Source organism: Thermoanaerobacterium sp. PSU-2 (assembly GCF_002102475.1).
GTDB lineage: Bacteria > Bacillota > Thermoanaerobacteria > Thermoanaerobacterales > Thermoanaerobacteraceae > Thermoanaerobacterium.
On record NZ_MSQD01000014.1, the window covers coordinates 1 to 19,279 of the forward strand.

A 19,279-nucleotide genomic window follows, 5' to 3' on the forward strand; every position below is an offset into this window, starting at 1 on the left:
TAGGTAGGCTAAAAACTAACAATTCTTCAGAAGTATACCCTACTACACTATTGTTTCAATTCCTTATAGGTAGGCTAAAAACCTGCGAGAGCTGCTTTAATGACTTGTTCATCACATGGTTTCAATTCCTTATAGGTAGGCTAAAAACCCAACCTATCACAAGAGCAGAGGCAGTGGCTCTCATGTTTCAATTCCTTATAGGTAGGCTAAAAACACAATTGAAGATAAAAAACTTAAGAAACAAATTAGAGTTTCAATTCCTTATAGGTAGGCTAAAAACAATTGCAAATGTTGAATAGGGCAATATTGATTGGAAGATGTTTCAATTCCTTATAGGTAGGCTAAAAACTAGCACGTCTTAAAGAGGGATATACAGTAGACCAAAGTTTCAATTCCTTATAGGTAGGCTAAAAACCCTTCTAAAACCTTGACCATGTTGCTATCATTTTTGATGTTTCAATTCCTTATAGGTAGGCTAAAAACATGCAGTTAGATATTCAGTAGAAGCAGGCGCCAAAGGGTTTCAATTCCTTATAGGTAGGCTAAAAACATAAAACTATAAGACGAATAATTACCTGCATCTTGGTTTCAATTCCTTATAGGTAGGCTAAAAACCTGCCTCTGTATATACTACCATCTTTCCTAACATAGGTTTCAATTCCTTATAGGTAGGCTAAAAACGCTGTTTTGTCATCATCAAAATAAAGTTCTTCAATGTTTCAATTCCTTATAGGTAGGCTAAAAACGTTTTTTTATAAAACTATTCTTTTATTGTAGTGTCAAGTTTCAATTCCTTATAGGTAGGCTAAAAACTTATTTATTTCATACCTTTTTATTGTATCAATTTCAGTTTCAATTCCTTATAGGTAGGCTAAAAACTTTAAATGTATCACTATTTATATTATTTTTATTTAAGTTTCAATTCCTTATAGGTAGGCTAAAAACACTAAATCTGGGGAAATGTTTAGTTTAAAAGATACTTGTTTCAATTCCTTATAGGTAGGCTAAAAACTATTTACACCTTCACCAACTATATATTCTTTGTCATGTTTCAACGAACTAATCTTGATTTTCCCTCAAGTATCGGTTTCCTGATTACCATTAAAGCAGCCTAACTAAAAATTGCCAAGGAGGTGTTGTCAGATGTCAATTGATAACTGGAAAGAAGAATTTATCACCAGCGAGTTCGGACCGCTTTTGAAACGCACCAATACCAAGACCGGTGAGGTGCAGCTTTTTAGTCCAAGCGGTAAGCAGGTTGGTAACTCATTCTTCATTCCGGTACAAAAGGATGAAAACAGCGAGCTGGAAAATGTCAGACGGAGAGCATTGGAACAACTGAACCAGTACCCGCAGGAAGATGCCTTCGTTAAGTACGCTAAGGATAGCTTGGAAGATGCTCAGACGTTAGAGCGCATTGACAACTTGATGCGATTGCTCTTTCAACATTTTACCACTAAAGCCGTCAATACGGCTACTACTTCAAAATCTGAAAAGGAGGGGTCAGGTATGTGGGATGAGGTAAGAAAGCGTTACGAAACGGATGAGATATTCCGCAAGAAGGTTGATAAGGTTGCTAAGGAATGGCGAGCGTTGAGGGGTAACCGGAGTTCCTTTGAAAGTTACGTGGAGGTAGTCCTCCGCAACTACGAAGTATCAAAATCCGTTGCCAACGGCACATCATTCGCACGTTCCGATGATGAAATCCTCCAGGGGCTTTTAGATTCCGTTAAGAAGGAGGTCGTCCAGAAAAATTTCCGGAGAGCTACTGCTCTCCAGAGAGAGGTTGAGGAGGGAAGTTACGATATGAACAATATCGCGCGGTTTCTAGAAGAAATCTACGGGCTGAAACGCCCGCCATTTACTGCTAACGACTTTACACGATTCTCTAAGGAGACGAAGGAGCGTTACGAACCCTACTCTTCAAGCATGTACCGTGCAGTAACGTTACAGGCCAAGGATTTGCAAGGACGGTTAAGCCAATGGTTAAAGGAATTGCCAAACGTCCTCAGCTATCGGGACAGGCTGACAGATACTGCTAAGGAGAAGGTTACTAAACAGCTAACCGATATTTTCTCCATGCTGATGACCGTGGGTACTCTAGACGATGCTACCGTTGATAAGATTTCTACGCCTACCCGTAAACGTGACGGTAACAGTTACACGCAGATGGAAATGGAAGAGTTCTTCAAGCGAGGACAAGAACTAGCCAGCAACTGGTATACATTCGTTAAGAGAGTGCAAGTTTCTGTGGAAAAGGAGAAGTCCGAAAGGAGTTACCTCTCCGGTGACCTGAAAACTTTGTCTAGCGTCGCACGCTGGCAGTATCCAGACAACATTCAACCAGACATTGAGAAGCGTGACGACAGTGATTTCTGGAGCAGCCTGTTCAGGACGCTACCACCTAGTCACGAACTTAGTAAGCTGATTAACCAAAAAATCTTTAACGAGTAACAGAAGGGAGATGAATGCCATGCTGCCGATTGCTTACTGGAATAAGTGGAACGAACTAATGAAAGACGAGTTGGCTGAAAGGCTATCTCGAACCTGTTTCGGGAATTTCGGATACGACTTTATCTGCGCCTTTGGTGACAACGAGTGGGAAGCTCTCTACCACTGCCCGTTGGGAATGCAGTGCTGTGAAGCAACCTACCACTACGATTTGGTACCAAGCCGAATCAAGAAACAATTGGAGAATGCCGGATAAGAGGTGAAATGCGTGACTGTCTACCACCAAGTAAACATCAATCTGATAGACGGAAGACCGCAGTTCGTATCGCCGTTTGTCAGCAGGTTGGGAGTTTCGCACACTTGTCCTACCTGTGGGAAAGAGTTGAAGCCGCTGACCTTCGAGGTCGGGAAGGTTACCGTGTCAGAGCACTTCCATCCAAGGGTTCCAGTAACCGATGACGATGGAGGAATCTACTCCTTCCCGACTAAGCTTCCTTTCCCACTATACGGTTTAGTTACGTTAAGAGGCCAGCCAGTCGGAGAAGTTCGTGAACAGCATGTACCTGGCATTCCAGTACCGATTCTTCAGAGTGAGGCGTTTCTCCCACAAAGCATCGAGCAAGTGTTCTGTGGCCTGTGCTATCGTCCGATTGAAGTGGAAGTCATCCCTCTCTATCACTACCGTCAAATAGGGTTAATTCCCGTCTGTTGCCTAACGAGACCTCGAACGTTGCTAGAAGCTGTTTTCGCCCATCAGAGGTCTCGTTTTAATCTGAGAACAGTTGATGGAAGACTTATCGAGGTGATTAGAAATGCCACCCAAGAAGGGAACACCCGAATATGAGGCGTGGAGGAATTCTCCACAGTATGAGGAGTATCGTCAACGGATGAGGCAGCGGCGTCGAGATCCAGAGTTTCAAGAGAAGCTCCGTCAGGCTATGCAGTCAGAGGAGTTCCGAGCGAAGATGAGTCAAGCGGCAAAGAGACAATGGCAAGATGAGGCGCTCCGAGAGAAGCTCCGTCAAGAGATGCTCACAAGTGAGAGGTATCGCCAATCAAGACAGTTTATGCAGTCCGAAGAGTATCGAGAGAAGCTCCGTCAAGCAATGCTGCAGAGCGAGAAGTATCGTCAAGCAATGCAGTCCGAAGAATACAGAAAGAAGAAGAGTCAAGCAATGCTGCAGAGCGAGAGTTTTCAGCAAATGATGAAAGAGCGTTGGCAGGATGAGGCGTTTCGAGAGAAGATGCATCAAGTACGTCAGTCCGAAGAGTTCCGAGAGAAGCTTCGTCAAGCACTTCAAGAACTCTGGCAAGACCCAGACTACGCACGCAAAGCTCTCACGCAGCACCTCCGACAAACTCGTCCGGAGAAGCTTATAGAACAACGCCTCAACGAACTTTTCCCTGGAGAGTACAAGTACGTTGGAGACGGGCAACTCATCATCGGTGGGAAATGTCCGGACTTTGCAAATGTCAACGGTAAGAAAAAGCTAATCGAGGTCTTCGGAGACTACTGGCACGAAGGTCAGGACCCACAGGAGAGAATCGAGTTTTTCCGTCAGTACGGTTTCGACTGCTTGGTCATCTGGGAGTCTGAGTTAGAAGACATTACTACTGTGGTAGAGAAGCTAGTTGAGTTTCACCGAGTTTGACCGTCACTGATGGAATTTTTTTCTCCTCCAGAAAAAAGTTGCTCTCTATAAAGTTCCGTTGGTGTAACCTAAAATTTTATCCATAAGGAAGCTAAGGAGGTGAGATAGTGCCTCTACCTAAGAAAGGAACACCAGAATATGAGGCTTGGCGTAACTCTCCAGCCTACGAGGAGTGGCGAAAGACGACGAGTCAAGTAGTAAAGGACCTCTGGCAAGACCCGAACTCAAAGTTACGTCAAGCAAGGCAATCAGACGAATATCGAGAAAAACATCGTCAGAGGATGCTGAAGCAGTGGCAAGAGCCGAACTCAAAGATTCGACAAGTCTGCCAGTCAGAAGAGTTCCGAGAGAAGGTAAGACAAGCAATAAAAGAAGCGATGCAAGACCCAGAGGTGAGGGCTCGGCAGAGCGAAAGCGTGAAACAAGCTTGGCAAAATCCAGAAATACGTGAGAAGTATCTGAGCTTTCTCCGTGACCCGGAAGCTAACAAAGAACGTAGGAAACGCATCTCTGAAGGAATGCGAAAAAGCTCAAAACGTATTGGCAGACCACCTAAAGGAGGCGAGACGGAATGTTCTGGCTGATTTGGTCGCTGGTAACTTTGTCGGTAATTGGGAATGGCTACCTTTACTTAAAAGAAAGCAAAACCACAAGTTAGTACGTCAAAATATCGTTGGATTAACGTTTATAAGCCTCTATGCACCTAGGAACTTATTTCGTCAACTATTTTTATACGTGGAAAGAAAAACCAACTAAATTTAAGGAGGTTTGATAACTATGCAACGAGAGCCTTTCTACACGAAGGACTTGCATTTCGCTGCTTACCTAATGTTGAACGGTTATAAGCCGGAAATCAGAGTTCCGTTTCCTGGAGCAAAGAAAGTAATGTTCCTTTACCCAGAAGCAGACTTCTCCACCCTGCGGGACTTGCGAACGAGGTTCGAGGGTGACAAAAACCTGACCGTAAACCTGTTCGACTACGTTAGAGCGATGCGGGAGCTAGGAGACCGCATTAACTACATTAAACGAGAAACATTGAAGAAGGAGGCTGGTCAAAATGACCACAGCGAGGGTACTGGAATGTAACGTTCAGGATAACTTACAGCTATTACTTTCACCACTTTCGATGGAAGACTTGAAGCGTAGCGGACTAAATGAAGAGACCATTAAGAAGATGGGTGTCAGGGATGCTACAGATGTAGAGAGAAACTTGACTCCTTTCCCACAAAGCACCGGCTACGTCATTCCGTATTTCGATAAGGACGGAAATCCCATTTATGACAGGCTCATTACTGGCGAAAAGGAGCAAATCCCTTTCTTCCGTATTCGCTACCATCAACCGCCTATCAATTCCGAAGGAAAACAGGTTAAGTACGCTCAGCCAAAGGACAGTGGCGTTCACGTCTATGTTCTGCCGGAAGTCTGGAAGATAGCCAAAGATACTTCTAAGCCTCTCGTCATAGTGGAGGGCGAAAAGAAAGCTGCGAAAGCAGTACAAGAAGGCATTCCCGCCATTGCCCTTGGTGGCGTCAATAACGTTAGGCACGGTAAGTACAAAATCAAGCCGAGCGAAATTGGAGAAAGCAAGAGAGGTTTTATCACTTTTACGATAAAGGATGCGGAGGCTATCCAGTTGCTGGAAGAACACGTAGCTCCAGAACTTCTCGAATTTGACTGGAGACAGCGGACAGTTTACATTGTCTTCGATAGTGATTCATCAACTGGCTTTCCAGTCAAGGAGCAAGTCCAGCAAGCCGCCTTTGATTTCGCTTTCTGGCTGTTCAAACGGGGTGCTGATGTAAGGCAGGTCATTCTGCCTCCTCCGGAAAAGGAAGGAAAAAAGGTTGGACTGGATGACTTCCTGCTTACCCACACCGCTAACGATTTTTGGGAATTGGCTAAACAGGCTCGATTTCCGATACAACCGCAACTGCGTAGCTGGCTGCAAAGACACTTAAGAAAACGAGGGCTAAACCGGGACGATTACGAAATGGCAGCCACAGCAATAGTAGCCGACCTAGATTATGAAGGACGGCGTTATCGTGATGAGGCGGATAACAGAAAGTTCTACTACTTCGATGGGAAAGAGAAACTTCTTTACGAAGTAGATTGGACTGAAAATGCAAATGCCTTCCGGGTTGGAGAGTTTGCGGAGCTAATCACAGCTAAATACGGTATTGGAACCGCCGATAGAGAGGTCATAAACCGGCTATCAACAGTTTTCATACAAGGCTGCCCTCGGGTGAGGATTCGTAAGGTTTCTTATGTGAACGAACCGCCGAAAGTACCAACGGACGTTCTATACGTTCAGCTTAGCGACTCGGCAGTTGCGAGGGTGACTAAGAATACTATCACTTTGGAGGATAACGGTGTTGACGGCGTGCTGTTCAAAAAAGGAATCGTTAAGCCAGCTAAGATAGACTTCCAGAACTTACCTTCACAACCAAAAAGGTTATGGCGTCAGGTAGTGGATACTCTCAACCTTGACAGTCATTCCATTTTTACAGATGAAGAACAAAGAACACTGCTTGAAGTCCTCTGCTACCTCTCTCCTCTTTTCCGGGACTGGAGAGGATTGGAGTTGCCAGTGGAAATGGCTATCGGTGAAGCTGGGTCAGGGAAATCTCGCTTTTACTACGTTCGGACAGGAGTTCTTGTTGGAGAGATAGGCGTTGGAGTCACTCCAAGGGACTTGCAAGAGTTGAGAACTTTCCTTGCCAGCGCCCGTGGGATTTACGTATTTGATAACGTCAGACCAGGCAGCTTGAGAAACTACCGGGAGCAATTCGAGGAAGAAATCGCCAGGGCTGTCACGCTAAAGAAAATTCAATACCGTCCTCTCTATTCCAACACAGACGTAACCGTTAAGACAGACTGCACTTTCGCTATTACTGCTACTCGTCTACCCATCCACGCTTCAGATTTGATGGAGCGGTCGTTAGTTTTCAGATTCAAAAAGATACCGGAAGGTCAAAAGGTAGACGACTGGGAGTGGAAGGTACTATACGACAACCCTGGTCGGGAAGCATTGCTAACTGATATGCTCGTTGCCGCTCAACGCTTCTTCCAGCTTGTCGATACAAAGTTTGAAGCCTACCGGCGTAAGAGTGTACGTCTTGAGGGTTTCGAGAGGGCACTGCTACTGATGGCAGAGGCTCTTGATGAAAGCAGGCAGCTACTCTCTACCATGGAGTCTGTTGTTGACAAGTTGCCAGAGGTGATACGGCAGACGCAGTACCAAGCAGATAACGCATTGATGGTTCTAAGGGAATTTGCGGAGCAGCGAAGACAAGAAATAGAAGCAGGACAGAAGAAACCAATTTTCCAGCTTAGAGAAATTACTGATTGGGTTCTGGCCAACTCCAATGGCCCAAGTACCATTCCGTATCCCTTCCATAATCCGCAGGAACTTGCTGGCTACATTCGGGAGCAGGAGGAGCTGGTAGCAGAAGTTACTGGAATTCGAGTTCACCGAAGAGACCCGAACACTACTTATTACACCTGCTAAAAACCACCTCTCATTTAAGCTCAACTAAGCGATAATGCTTGGCTGGGCTTTTCTGTTGGTTCCCACGCCTAGCTTTGCTAGCATCGAAGCTAGCTAAGCTAGCACGAAGCTAGCAATCGAAAATCCAATAAAATCAATAGTTTGCGGCGTTTTTGCTAGCTTTTTTAGCTTTTTTAGCATATTCCTTTATATGGAATTTTTTAAGAGAGGTGTTTATAAAAACTATATATAGAGATATACCAAAAAACCTAAGATAGCTAGGCACGAATCGTAAAATACTTGCAAATAGTAGATTTGCCGTTGCTAGCTTCGAGCTAGCGGGAGCTAGCCCTAAGCTAGCAAAGCTAACAATAAACTCCTCTGTTACAACGACTGTTTCTTCCTCTTCCGAAGTAAAAAAGTTCCTCCCTATAAAGTTCCTGTCAAGCCATTTATAATTTAATCATTAACAATAAATGGTAGGGAGTGAGATTATATGAGTAATTCCACTTATGAAGAATTCTTGAAGGAAATCGAATATCAAGACCAGCGATGGAGCAACCAGCAGTATGCTATTCTAATTGAGGTCATGCCGTGGGTTACGAATTACGACCAGGAGCTTTGGGATACCATCTGTGCTTCATACTATCACGATATTGATGAACTACCGGAAGCACCATTATTTGTTGTTGATGGTAGAACATATAAGTGGCACAAAGACGTGATGGATGCTCTCGGAGACGGTTTCGCTATGAAGATGTTACCAATTATGCTAGAACTAGGAGCGACAGTCCGACCAACTTACTACATCAACTCTCTGGACGAAAGAGTCCGCTATTTCTTCGACGTTATCGTCCCTCGGCACGAGAAACGGCAGTTCCTAGACAAATTCTTCGATGCCGTCCGACGTAGAAACTTGAGGAGGTGATTAGTATGCCCTATCCGGTTCTTAAAATAAGTGACTTAGACACTACCTCTCCGCAGAGGTTTAAGTCTTACAAACGGATGTGCTACGAACATAGTCTTCCAATGATTATCGTAGACTTCCAGACGGAGCACAACTATTGTGAAGTCACTCTTGACCTTTCTCCCACTGGTCTTAAGTTCCTTCCCTCCGAGATGAAGGCATTAGAGAGAATCAGTAAGCGTCACGGCTGGCTAGACCGATTTGACATCACTCCTACGAAAGCTCGATTTTTCTACGGTAACTGGAGTGACCCATCGGAACAGGAAGACTACAGCTTTCTTCTGGAAGACGTTTTGAAGTGGATAGATAAGCACATCCCACGTTCTCACATTTTTGCTGTTCTGACTGCTCCGGTCTATGCTACCGTTCAAGTATCAGTTGGCTGAAAGAGGTGATGATAGTTTGAGGCTCGAGCAGGCATTGGAATTAGCGAGTAAACACGTGCATGGTTGTATTTTGTGCGGTTCTGGACAGATTTCTTACATTGGGTGCTTCCTCCCGTCTCCAGAGCAATTAAATCCGACCAACAAGTATCAGGTTGCGTTCTACGGTGTATGTGGAGAATGTTTGAAAAACCGTAACGCTCAGCAGCGTATCGAAGCTAAGTTGCTGGAACTCCGTCCTCGCAAGTAACATCTTTTACCTATCCGGTATAGTTTTCTTACGGAGAGCCTCAGAAGCAGGCTCTTTTTTCTTGTATGATTTGACAAAATTCGACAAACATTTTGGTGCCCCCTCTTTTATTCATGACTGAACTATACTATAATATAATCATAAGTTGTAAGATTTTTCCAACAAAGAAAGGAGATGGTGCTATGACCAAACGTGAAGTGCTCAAAAAAGTGCGAGACATCATTCGATGTCTGGAACACCAACAAACGCTGCCTACAGACACCTGTTCTGTGGTAGCCGCGAAGAAGCTGGAGATGCTCGTGAAAGAGGCTCCAGCTTCTCTAGTTTATGAGCTTTCCTGCATTTACAGCCAGCTTCTCCACTCCGGAGAGGACGTAGGCACTGTCCTCAACCGACTGAGAAAACTCCTGCATAGCGAAGGGAGGTGATTACCGTGGCACCAAGAACCAAGAGCGAGCCGGTTGAACCCAAGCAGTCTTTAGTTATCCCTCCTGGCAACACTCCGCCGGAATTGCAGGCATTGCGCTCTAAAAGAGATGCCTTCCGTGCTAACCTTCAATACGCCATTAAGCAGGAGGAAGTCTACCGTGAGAAGTTTGAAAATGGTGACGAGCTGGCAGAACTGAAGATGCTGGAGCAACGACTGCGGGTTGACTGGTACTCAAAAAAGATTGCCGAAGTAGAGCAAGAAATCCAGCGATACTATCTCAAACGCAAAGCTGAGAAGAAAGAAACTGAGCCTGAACAGGAAAAAGCCAAAAAGGAAGGCGCTGCGTGAAGAAAAGCGTGGCGCCTTCTGGTTTTTCTCTCTTGCAAACCAATTATACGACTCTATGCCCTACGGAACTTTTTTCTTCAATATTTTTTATACCCCGTGTCAATTACCAACTTTCTTGGGAGGTGAGATTATGCTTAAAGTGCGTACCTGTAAGACCTGCCCTCTCTACGATAGAGAGCTTTCTCGTTGCCGGATGGGTTTCGTTAACCCCTCTACCAAACAGGCTACCACGAAAGCGATGGCTGCTTACGGCAGCGACTACGTCTGTCACTACAACCATTGGAAGAATTCTGGTACATTAAAGTATCAGCTTTATCTATAAGTAGCCCAACCCACCTCGATTTACTTTCCGTAGTTGACTTTATTGATAGACTTTGATATAATTTCTATCAGAATACATCAAGTTGATTGAGGTGGGTTGCATGGCTCCTCGGAAAGCGGAACCACGTACTAAATTGGTAAGTGTTACCTTTACCGAAGACGAATACGAAGCCGTTAAGAAGGCAGCGTTGATGACCGACCGTAGCCTAGCTGCCCTTGTTCGGTGGGCTGCGATAAAGTACCTTAGAGAGGTGGACCTGCTGCCAAGCGGCGAAATTGCAAAGGAGGAAATCGGCGATGAAAGGTCGGTATAAGATTGTTATACCGGTGGTAATAGCTGCTGCCGCTGTTGGCGGATATTTAATTTTTTCAAAGCCTCAAGTGGCAACACAACCAGCAAAGAATAATCCAGTTCAGGAAGTAGATAAGACAGCCTCTGAAAATACTTCCGCTGCTCAAGAAATTGCGTCTGCGGATACGCCGGATATTGTTATCAGCAAAGAAAACCTCCATAAGTTAGATGTTCCCTTACCCGATAAAGATGTGGTGGAAAAGATTCAAGCTGAACTGTTTAAGAATGTTAAGCAGGAAGACTTAGAGAAAGCAAAAAAGACCGTCCACGAGCTACATATGTCTTTCGAGTCTGGCTTTATTTATGAAGCAGAAAACTGGATTAAAAAGTACAGTAACCCTAATAGCCCGGGTTGGGTCTTCTGGGAGAAGACCGGCACAATAGAAATTCCCGGCTACACTGAGAAGGTATACAACGAAAGAGACGGTAAATGGTATATCCAACAACTTGAAGGCATTAAGACGATTTTCGCTGGCAAAACCACCTTCGTTGACGATATTACTAGAGCTCAAGAACTGATAGACAAAGCTGTGAAGAACCACGACATCAAAAGTCTGTGGTATGCTCATCAGGTACTGCATGACCTTGACTATTGGGTATTAAATTATCCTATTCAATATCCAAAAGGTGTACCTGCTCCTCCCGATTGGAAGGGTGTGAAGACGTATTTCGGCACAATAAGTGTTTTAGATTAGTTTAAGAATATGAGATTACTACGGGTGGTAGCAACTTTAGAAGGCAAGAAAGGTACTCTGTCAAATGCTACTACTACCTGGTTGGCCAAAATAGAAAGAGAAAATTTCCTTTACTTAATACTTGGCAGTTGAAGGAGGAGAGATGGAACTATGCAATTAGAACTAATACGTAATATACTTGGAACTCCATTTTACGAAACAGACAACTGCTATATCTACAATTTAGATTGCTTAATGGCTATGAGAAAGTTGCCAGACAGATTAGTTAATTTGACGGTCACCTCACCGCCGTATAACATTGGGAAAGAATATGAAACTCCACTCCCCTTAGAAGAATACATAGAATGGTCGAAAGAGTGGACGCACGAAGTGTACCGTCTTACTGTAGATGATGGAGCATTTTGGTGGAATCTAGGCTATGTGGAAGTAAAAGGAAAAGGCAAAGCGGTACCCTTGCCTTACCTATTATGGAATTCAAATCCATTCTATTTAATTCAAGAAGTTGTATGGCATTATGGGGCTGGAGTAGCTGCCAAAAAAATGCTTAGCCCGCGTAATGAAAAGTTTTTGTGGTATGTTAAGAACCCTATCAAATATACCTTTAACCTTGATAAGATACGGGATCCAAATGTAAAATATCCCAACCAAAAAAAGAACGGAAAGATTAAGGTAAATCCATTGGGCAAAAATCCGTCCGATGTATGGGAAATCCCAAAGGTGACATCTGGTAACGGAAGGAGCTCTAAAGAGCGCACACCTCATCCTGCACAGTTTCCCGAAGCTGTGATTGAGAGAATAGTCAAAGCGTGTAGTAATCCCGGCGATATAGTTATGGACCCGTTTATGGGCTCAGGAACCACTGCGGTTGTAGCATTAAAGCACGGAAGAAAAGTTTTTGGCTTTGAGATTAATGAAAAGTATTGCGAAATTGCTGCTAAACGCATCGAAGATTTCCTTGATGAGGTGCGACATAGCTCAGCACAAGTTAGCCTATTCACCCTGATAAATGACTAACAACTTCTTTTGTTCGATTTCTGGATTAAGTCTTGCTTGTTGTCCTGTTGCAGCATTTTGACCTATCCAGTCTTCGTGGTCTAGCCACCCAAAACGCACCAATGTAATCTGGGGCAGTTTTTTAGCCCCACTTTCAAACTTTTGAAAATTAATTGCAAGGTAATACCCCGACTTGGATTTTTTTGAGCGGGAACTTTTTTGAGCATAACTTCGATTACCATAAATATGTTTATCATTCGATGAAGTCTTGATTTCTATTGAGTAATAGTTATCCGGAAGATAGACTAAGTCTTTTTCGTCGGCGGTAATATCCCCCCGCCATTTGCCAGGATACCTTTTACTTAGTTCAAGAGCAATGAGCTCATTTAGGAGGAAACCCATTATTTGTGGTTTTGGAAAAATATCTTTTCCTATTTTGTACTTGCCTGCACCAATATCACTCATAAATATACCATTCCACGAACTTAACACGATATCAACTATCTCATCTGTTTTAAGAGGATGGTCATTTACTAACTGCGTAGTAATTTCTTCCCATTGTTCAATTGGTTTTTCTTTATAGGGTGACTGAAGCATACAACAACCTCCACTTCTTCCAATATAAAACCAAATAGCCCTCTTTAAAGTTGCTAGGACCTATCTTATAATTATACCATAGGAGGTGATATTTGTGAATAACCTACTTACGGTCAAGGAAGCCGCAGAAATTCTCGGAATATCACCCATTGCGGTAGCTAACCTCCTTCGAGACAAGAAACTGCCGGGCTTCAAACAGAAAACCTCGGTTGGTGACCAGTGGTTTATAGAGCGGGAAGATGTTGCCATTTACGGCGCAGTGCTCGCTATGCTCAATTTACTGCAAAGGAAGGCTAAAGAGCAACCTGTGGAAGAAGGTGTCCCACTGTGACTAAAGCTGTAGGTTACATTAGAGTAAGTACGGAGGAACAAGCGCAACACGGTTATTCTCTTGACGCTCAAGAGGAATCTATCAGAAATTACTGTAAGGCATTGGGATGGGAATTCATCAATGTTTATCGAGATGATGGCTACAGTGCAAGTTCACTAGACAGACCTGCACTTCAACAATTGATTGCGGATATTCCTTTACGCTCTTTTGACACGGTGGTATCGTGGAAACTTGATAGGTTAAGTCGAAGTCCGAAAGATACCTTATACTTACTAGAAGATGTCTTCGAGAAAAACGGTATCACTTTTGTCAGTGTACAGGAACCGTTCGTTAATACTAAAGACCCAACATCAAAGATGTTTACCACAATTCTCGCTGCTTTCGCACAACACGAGAGAGAAATGATTACCGAAAGGATGAAGATGGGAAAATACCAGAAGGCACGAATGGGCCAGTTTCCAGGTGGTCACATTCTATATGGTTACCGGAAAAACCCAGTGACCGGAGAGTTCGAGATTAACGAGGAAGAGGCAAGAATTGTTAAGCTTATTTACCACTGGTACGTGTATGGTGATGAAAACGGTCAACCATTGGGAATGGAAGCTATCGCTGATAAGTTAACGAATATGGGTATCCTCCCTCCCTCTGCTGTCCGTGGAGTTCGGGTAGGAGTGAGAGGTAAAAGAGGTCAAAAAGGTGAATACGTCAAGCACTGGTCAAACGCTACTGTCAGACAGATTCTTACTCATCAGGCATACATAGGTAAGAACTACTTTGGTAGGGATGGTAAGAATGCCGAACCAGACAAGATTGAAGATGACTGGATTGTTATTCCCTTCCCACCTATTGTAGAGGAGTACACCTATCAGTTAGCACAAGAAAGAAGAAACAGAGCAAAGTTCTGGCAGAGAAAGCACGAAACGCCTTTGCTTACTGGAATTATTCACTGTGGAATATGCGGGTTGCAGTTTAGAGGAACCTATGACCACGGAACAACGGCGGTGTACTCTTGCTACGGCAGACTCAAACGCTACCACAGAGATGGGAGTCCTACATGCGATTCTCCAAGAATTCCTGCTGACTGGCTCGACCAACAGGTTGTACCGAAAATATTGGAAGCTTTGCAGCAGCCAGAACAGATGAAAGAAGCGATTATGGCTCACTTAGAAAGCTGGGAGCGAAGAAAACAGGAACTGGAGCTTCTAGTTGGGCCTTCCTTAAAGCAAATGAAGGAATTACAGGACGAGCAAGAAAGGTTGAACTACCTATTCCGCAAAGGAAGAATATCAGTATCAGAATACGAGAAGGAAGCTTCTGAACTGGATAAGAAGATAGCTGAACTCCGTGAACAGCATAAACACCAGACGAATGAACTCCGTCACCTACAGAAGCTAGAAAGGGATTTGGACTTTATCAAACAGGCTCTTGAGAATGGCTACTGGAAAGTAGAGTACGAAGCACTGCAAAGCGAAATTAAAATGATGTGGGACGCCGCTTTAACTATTGACAATAAAACAGGAGAGGTAGTAGTTACCACTCCCAGACAGGAAAAGAAAGTTACCATTGATTTTAGCGAAGCTGGTAAACAAGCACAGGAACATGAAGAACTATTGACTTTTGCAATGCACGGAGGTGGTAAGATAGCGATACGTCAGCTATTTGATAAGCTCCATATTACCGTTCACGTATACCATGACCGAGTGGAGGTGAGAGGGTTAATACCAATAGGGAATATCAATATTAGTTTGTTTCAATTCCTTATAGGTAGGCTAAAAACTGCAACATTTACGTAAAGCAAAAAATGAGGAATTGAAAGTTTCAATTCCTTATAGGTAGGCTAAAAACTTAAAACCTGCATTGGATATAATTCTAAGTTCTTTGTTTCAATTCCTTATAGGTAGGCTAAAAACTTTTAGAAAATCTAATTGATTTTAGGTTTTTAGATTTGTTTCAATTCCTTATAGGTAGGCTAAAAACCTAGTAGACAAGTATGGAAAAGAAAACACACAAAAGAGTTTCAATTCCTTATAGGTAGGCTAAAAACCAATCTGGAACACTAAACTTGCAATCCTTACACGTTTGTTTCAATTCCTTATAGGTAGGCTAAAAACTTGATTTAAGTAAAGATGTGTTTTCTTTAGCTTTCAAGTTTCAATTCCTTATAGGTAGGCTAAAAACTATATACAGAGACTAACATAAACAAAAATATATACTGTTTCAATTCCTTATAGGTAGGCTAAAAACAGCAGTATCCACATTTTTACAATGTGTATAAAAAATGTTTCAATTCCTTATAGGTAGGCTAAAAACATCATAAGTTAAGTAAAATATTAGAATTAGAGCAAAGTTTCAATTCCTTATAGGTAGGCTAAAAACAAGCAAAAAACATAATAAAAATTTTTTAAAACTTTGTTTCAATTCCTTATAGGTAGGCTAAAAACTCATAAGTTGGCACAATACTTCAGAATTCCGGAAAGGTTTCAATTCCTTATAGGTAGGCTAAAAACTTGCAGAAGCTAATCAACAGCATTTTCCAGTTATGTTGTTTCAATTCCTTATAGGTAGGCTAAAAACAGTGACTTAGATGCAGACTTTGCAGTCAATGTGCAAGGGTTTCAATTCCTTATAGGTAGGCTAAAAACCCTGTTCCGTAGTCCCAATAAACATTTCCGGCAGATGGTTTCAATTCCTTATAGGTAGGCTAAAAACTTCCAAGACCACAACGAATTATTTGAGGTGGTTATAGTTTCAATTCCTTATAGGTAGGCTAAAAACTCGTTAGAACGTAGAAAATCCAGCACTTTTATCTTGCGCAAAATTTATCTCATGTAAAGCTTATGCCTTTATTATATCACAAACTGCCGGAAATTCAACTTATCGCTATAGCAATGTGTCGTCGATGTCCAGCAATTTTTGCACTATTGTACATCGACGACACTTACCAAATGCTTAACACATCACTCGTTTTAAACCCTGTTTCACTATCGTAATAATCTTTTAAAGAAGCAGCATTGACATATTTGAAGCCTTCTACTTCTGCAGGCATGTTTTCTGTTTTCTCTGGTATTGATATTACGTATTTATAAAAATCAGCTTTAAATTCGTCAAATATACTTCGCCTTTTAAATAGATTTTTTATTTTCTTGAGGTTGGTATACCTTTGCCATAAGTCTATTGCTTCTTCGTTATACTCTATAAACACATCTACTTTGTAGTATTCATCATCAATGAGTTTAAATTTGCTTACACTTGGCGTCCCATCATCACTGTCATACTTTAGCTTGAAAATCGCATCTAAAATGTCAAGTGCTTCTTTTGATGAAAGATTTTGTGATATTTCCCTATAATAATGATCTATTATGTCTAGAAAATCTTTTTCTGATATTGTTTCGTACTCTGACAAGATCCTTTCAGTAATATTTAGCATGACTTTATTGTAAATCCTCGAAGCGTATTTCCTATTTTTTTCATCAATCAATGATACTACATATACTTCTCCTTTTTCCTCCCAATTTCTGTTACACCTGCCTGCTGATTGATTTATAGAATCCAGCGGTGCCAAATCTCTTACAACAACGTCAAAGTCTATGTCTACACCAGCTTCCACAAGTTGTGTGGTAACAGCGTATTTTATGTTATTTGTCTTTAAAAGGTTTATCCTTTCAAGCCTTTCATGCGGTATTACGTGGGTAGACATGTATACTATCTCTTCATCCGGCAACTTTTCTTTTAATAATTGATAAAATTGTCTCGCTGATGATATGGTGTTCAGTATAAAAAGATAGCTCCTTCCATCCCTTAAATTAAACATATCTATTAGTTCATCAAGATGCATTTCTTTTTGTAAAACTGGCCTTATTACTACTCTATCCATTTGACTGAAGTACTTTCTTTTGTCTGTAAGCTGCCCAATCTCATTATCGTCAAATATCATAGGCTGTGTTGCCGTAACAAATATTATGTATGAATTCAATTTATATGCAACTGCTTTTAAGACTTCTTTCACAAGCTTCCAGTAATAAAAAGGTATTGACTGAATCTCATCAAGTATTATTATGGAATTTGCTATTCTGTGAAATTTTCTTAATGCGCTGTTTCTGTTAGACAAAAGAGTGTGAAAAAGCTGTATAAATGTCGTAACTATGATTTCCGAATTCCAGCCTTCAATCATTATTTTTGACTTTTCTGTATCAAATTCTGTTTCATTGTCACTATATTTTACTTCTGAAAGATGGTGGTGTTTCAACAATACATTTGTGCTAATATCTATATTATTGCTTTTTAATATCTTTTCAAATTCCTGATAGTTCTGCTCTATTATACTTAAAAAGGGAAGCGAATAGATAATCCTGAAATCTTTGTTGTATACATCGTAAAGCTTCTTTTTCAATTTTAAAGCAAATGAAATAGACGCCAAAGTCTTGCCAAGCCCTGTAGGAAGGTTTATGGATAAAATTCTTTCATCTACATTTATCTCATTTTCATTTACTTCTCTATACGCATTTTCCCTTAATACATTTATTTTGCTATCTTTGTAGCTAATCTGTGATTTGTATTTATCAACTGCGTCTGAAGTCAATTCCGTATAAGATGGCGAAATCTTTCCAATCACGACTTCACTTTTGTCTGCATCTATAAGCAGTGAAAATACATAGTTTATGAGAATATAGTACGTCAAATCCTCTTTTTGCTTTATCTTCCTTAGATATGACCTTATGCTTCTCATCTCATTTTTTATATTCTCTATATTATTAGCTATAGTTGTCTTATTAAGATCAATATTTAAACCAGCTTTCTTTAAATTGTCGCTTAATATCTTAAATTTTGTCTCGTCTATGCTATGAAGTTGAGACTTCATTATCTCTATGTCGCTGTCTTCTAAAGAGGCTTCTGTAGCTACATCATTCAGATTTCCGTGATGCTTTTTTACAGCTATATACGATATAAAAGGAAGCAATATTTTAGTATCATTGTCAATGTCTAATCCGCTTATCTCCTGCTTTACAGCAAAATAAGCTATAACCGCCGAAATCAGTGAATGATGTGTTTCTTTCTTTGATTTAAGCTCTTTTTTCTTATCGTTATCTTGTGAAGTCAAGTATTCTTGAAAAAAGCCTGTAGACTTGCCAAGATCATGGCATAAAGCCACAATCTTGACAAGCTTTGATAGAAACTCCTCATCCATCAAATTAACCTTGACTTCATCTAAAAACTGCTCTGTTAAATCTGCACATCCTGATAAATGTTCTTCTAAATATTTATCAGGGTGTGAATAAAGCTCAGAAAAACACGATGTGTTCATCTTTTATCACCCAACTATTTGATACGTACGATCTTATGCTTTTGCCGTTGGCTTCATATACTACATCCGCATAATCCAATACAATTCTTTCTTCGTCCATATCGGCAGGAATCTTTTCTTTAAAGTATTTTTTGCCGTCTTCAAAGACTATCCTATCCTCTAAAATATACTTATATGGCAAAACAGAGGATATCTCAGTCTCAACATCTCCAGTCTCAAAAGCATCTTCCACGCCCACAAATCTATAATCCGCAATCATTTCACTTAACCCTAATGAAACTGTGTACACATTTTTGTGATTTTTTAGTTTTTCAATTATGTCATTAAAAAGATCTTCATCTGTGTGATGAAAATATATCCTGTACATAGGGTCTTTTAAAAGCTCCATCTTTACCTGCGTTCGGGCTTCGTGATTTTTCTTTTTCAGTGGGATCCAAAAATTATCCTTTGTATTTATAAGGTTAAGCCCCATTCTCATTTTTTTGACTGGATTTAGAATTCTCACCGCTAATTTGCATTTGTCAGAGCTTAGAACTTTTAAATAATCTTCTTTCCCTATTCCCTCTATCGCACCTATTAATCCTTTTATAGTCGGTGAGGGAGGAAATGAAAATGTAAGCGGCGATGATGTGGTATAGTACTTCTTAAAATGCCCAAAATCACCGTATACGTCAAAAATCAATAACTTCATTCTATACATTCCTTTCTCAAGAACCTCAT

Annotated in this window: 17 protein-coding genes, 1 pseudogene and 2 CRISPR repeat arrays; of the genes and pseudogenes, 15 read left to right on the top strand and 3 right to left on the bottom strand. The window is 41.4% G+C overall.

Annotation, left to right across the window (positions count from 1 at the left end; genetic code table 11):
- The first annotated feature begins 52 nt into the window (after positions 1-52).
- Positions 53-1,012: direct repeats of the CRISPR family, unit length 30 nt; unit sequence GTTTCAATTCCTTATAGGTAGGCTAAAAAC.
- Positions 1,013-1,143: 131 nt separating this feature from the next.
- From BVF91_RS10595 to BVF91_RS10660, 13 genes are all read left to right on the top strand, one after another.
- On the top strand, positions 1,144-2,454 hold the full coding sequence (locus tag BVF91_RS10595) for a hypothetical protein (protein WP_085113367.1): 1,311 nt from the start codon (positions 1,144-1,146) through the stop codon (positions 2,452-2,454).
- A gap of 19 nt (positions 2,455-2,473) precedes the next feature.
- A complete protein-coding gene (locus tag BVF91_RS10600) occupies positions 2,474-2,707 on the top strand; it encodes a hypothetical protein (protein ID WP_085113368.1) in 234 nt (77 codons plus the stop codon).
- A gap of 556 nt (positions 2,708-3,263) precedes the next feature.
- Entirely contained in the window at positions 3,264-4,103 is an 840-nt protein-coding gene (locus BVF91_RS10610) for a hypothetical protein (protein WP_085113370.1), read from the top strand.
- A gap of 172 nt (positions 4,104-4,275) precedes the next feature.
- Positions 4,276-4,554, top strand: a complete 279-nt coding sequence (locus BVF91_RS13190) for a hypothetical protein (RefSeq protein ID WP_143589008.1) — start codon at positions 4,276-4,278, stop codon at positions 4,552-4,554.
- Positions 4,555-4,880: 326 nt separating this feature from the next.
- Positions 4,881-5,189: a hypothetical protein gene (locus BVF91_RS10620; protein ID WP_085113372.1), complete on the top strand. Its 309-nt coding sequence runs from the start codon at positions 4,881-4,883 to the stop codon at positions 5,187-5,189.
- Positions 5,161-7,611: a DUF3854 domain-containing protein gene (locus BVF91_RS10625; RefSeq protein ID WP_085113373.1), complete on the top strand. Its 2,451-nt coding sequence runs from the start codon at positions 5,161-5,163 to the stop codon at positions 7,609-7,611. Before BVF91_RS10620 ends, BVF91_RS10625 begins: the two co-directional genes overlap by 29 nt.
- Positions 7,612-8,086: 475 nt before the next feature.
- On the top strand, positions 8,087-8,518 hold the full coding sequence (locus BVF91_RS10630) for a hypothetical protein (protein WP_085113374.1): 432 nt from the start codon (positions 8,087-8,089) through the stop codon (positions 8,516-8,518).
- Between the two features lie 5 nt (positions 8,519-8,523).
- Positions 8,524-8,943: a hypothetical protein gene (locus BVF91_RS10635; RefSeq protein WP_085113375.1), complete on the top strand. Its 420-nt coding sequence runs from the start codon at positions 8,524-8,526 to the stop codon at positions 8,941-8,943.
- Positions 8,944-9,372: 429 nt separating this feature from the next.
- The gene (locus tag BVF91_RS10640) at positions 9,373-9,618 is read left to right on the top strand and encodes a LuxR family transcriptional regulator (RefSeq protein ID WP_085113376.1); all 246 of its coding nucleotides are present in this window, start codon (positions 9,373-9,375) and stop codon (positions 9,616-9,618) included.
- 5 nt (positions 9,619-9,623) lie between these two features.
- Positions 9,624-9,968 carry a hypothetical protein gene (locus tag BVF91_RS10645; RefSeq protein WP_085113377.1) on the top strand — a complete coding sequence of 115 codons (345 nt, stop codon included), beginning with the start codon at positions 9,624-9,626 and terminating at the stop codon, positions 9,966-9,968.
- A gap of 422 nt (positions 9,969-10,390) precedes the next feature.
- On the top strand, positions 10,391-10,603 hold the full coding sequence (locus BVF91_RS10650; RefSeq protein WP_085113378.1) for a hypothetical protein: 213 nt from the start codon (positions 10,391-10,393) through the stop codon (positions 10,601-10,603).
- Complete coding sequence (locus BVF91_RS10655) at positions 10,587-11,336, top strand: hypothetical protein (RefSeq protein WP_085113379.1); 750 nt, start codon at positions 10,587-10,589, stop codon at positions 11,334-11,336. The genes BVF91_RS10650 and BVF91_RS10655 overlap by 17 nt, the downstream gene beginning before the upstream one ends.
- A gap of 150 nt (positions 11,337-11,486) precedes the next feature.
- Positions 11,487-12,350: a DNA-methyltransferase gene (locus BVF91_RS10660; protein WP_085113380.1), complete on the top strand. Its 864-nt coding sequence runs from the start codon at positions 11,487-11,489 to the stop codon at positions 12,348-12,350.
- On the opposite strand, the gene BVF91_RS10665 is transcribed toward BVF91_RS10660, so the two are convergent.
- Positions 12,327-12,926, bottom strand: coding sequence for a ScaI family restriction endonuclease (locus BVF91_RS10665; RefSeq protein WP_085113381.1), 600 nt, complete (start codon positions 12,924-12,926; stop codon positions 12,327-12,329). The genes BVF91_RS10660 and BVF91_RS10665 overlap by 24 nt on opposite strands.
- A gap of 94 nt (positions 12,927-13,020) precedes the next feature.
- On the opposite strand from BVF91_RS10665, the gene BVF91_RS10670 reads away from it, so the two are divergent.
- Both BVF91_RS10670 and BVF91_RS13625 read left to right on the top strand, forming a co-directional pair.
- On the top strand, positions 13,021-13,257 hold the full coding sequence (locus BVF91_RS10670) for a helix-turn-helix domain-containing protein (RefSeq protein WP_085113382.1): 237 nt from the start codon (positions 13,021-13,023) through the stop codon (positions 13,255-13,257).
- A pseudogene (locus tag BVF91_RS13625) lies at positions 13,254-14,354 on the top strand (recombinase family protein); the annotation flags it as partial. The gene BVF91_RS10670 and the pseudogene BVF91_RS13625, both read left to right, overlap by 4 nt.
- A gap of 650 nt (positions 14,355-15,004) precedes the next feature.
- Positions 15,005-16,032: a CRISPR direct-repeat array (repeat unit 30 nt; unit sequence GTTTCAATTCCTTATAGGTAGGCTAAAAAC).
- A gap of 163 nt (positions 16,033-16,195) precedes the next feature.
- On the opposite strand, the gene BVF91_RS10685 reads toward BVF91_RS13625, so the two are convergent.
- Positions 16,196-18,559, bottom strand: coding sequence for a CRISPR-associated helicase/endonuclease Cas3 (locus BVF91_RS10685; protein WP_085113383.1), 2,364 nt, complete (start codon positions 18,557-18,559; stop codon positions 16,196-16,198).
- Positions 18,537-19,250, bottom strand: coding sequence for a type I-B CRISPR-associated protein Cas5b (cas5b, locus tag BVF91_RS10690; RefSeq protein ID WP_085113384.1), 714 nt, complete (start codon positions 19,248-19,250; stop codon positions 18,537-18,539). The genes BVF91_RS10685 and cas5b overlap by 23 nt, the downstream gene beginning before the upstream one ends.
- Positions 19,251-19,279: the final 29 nt, after the last annotated feature.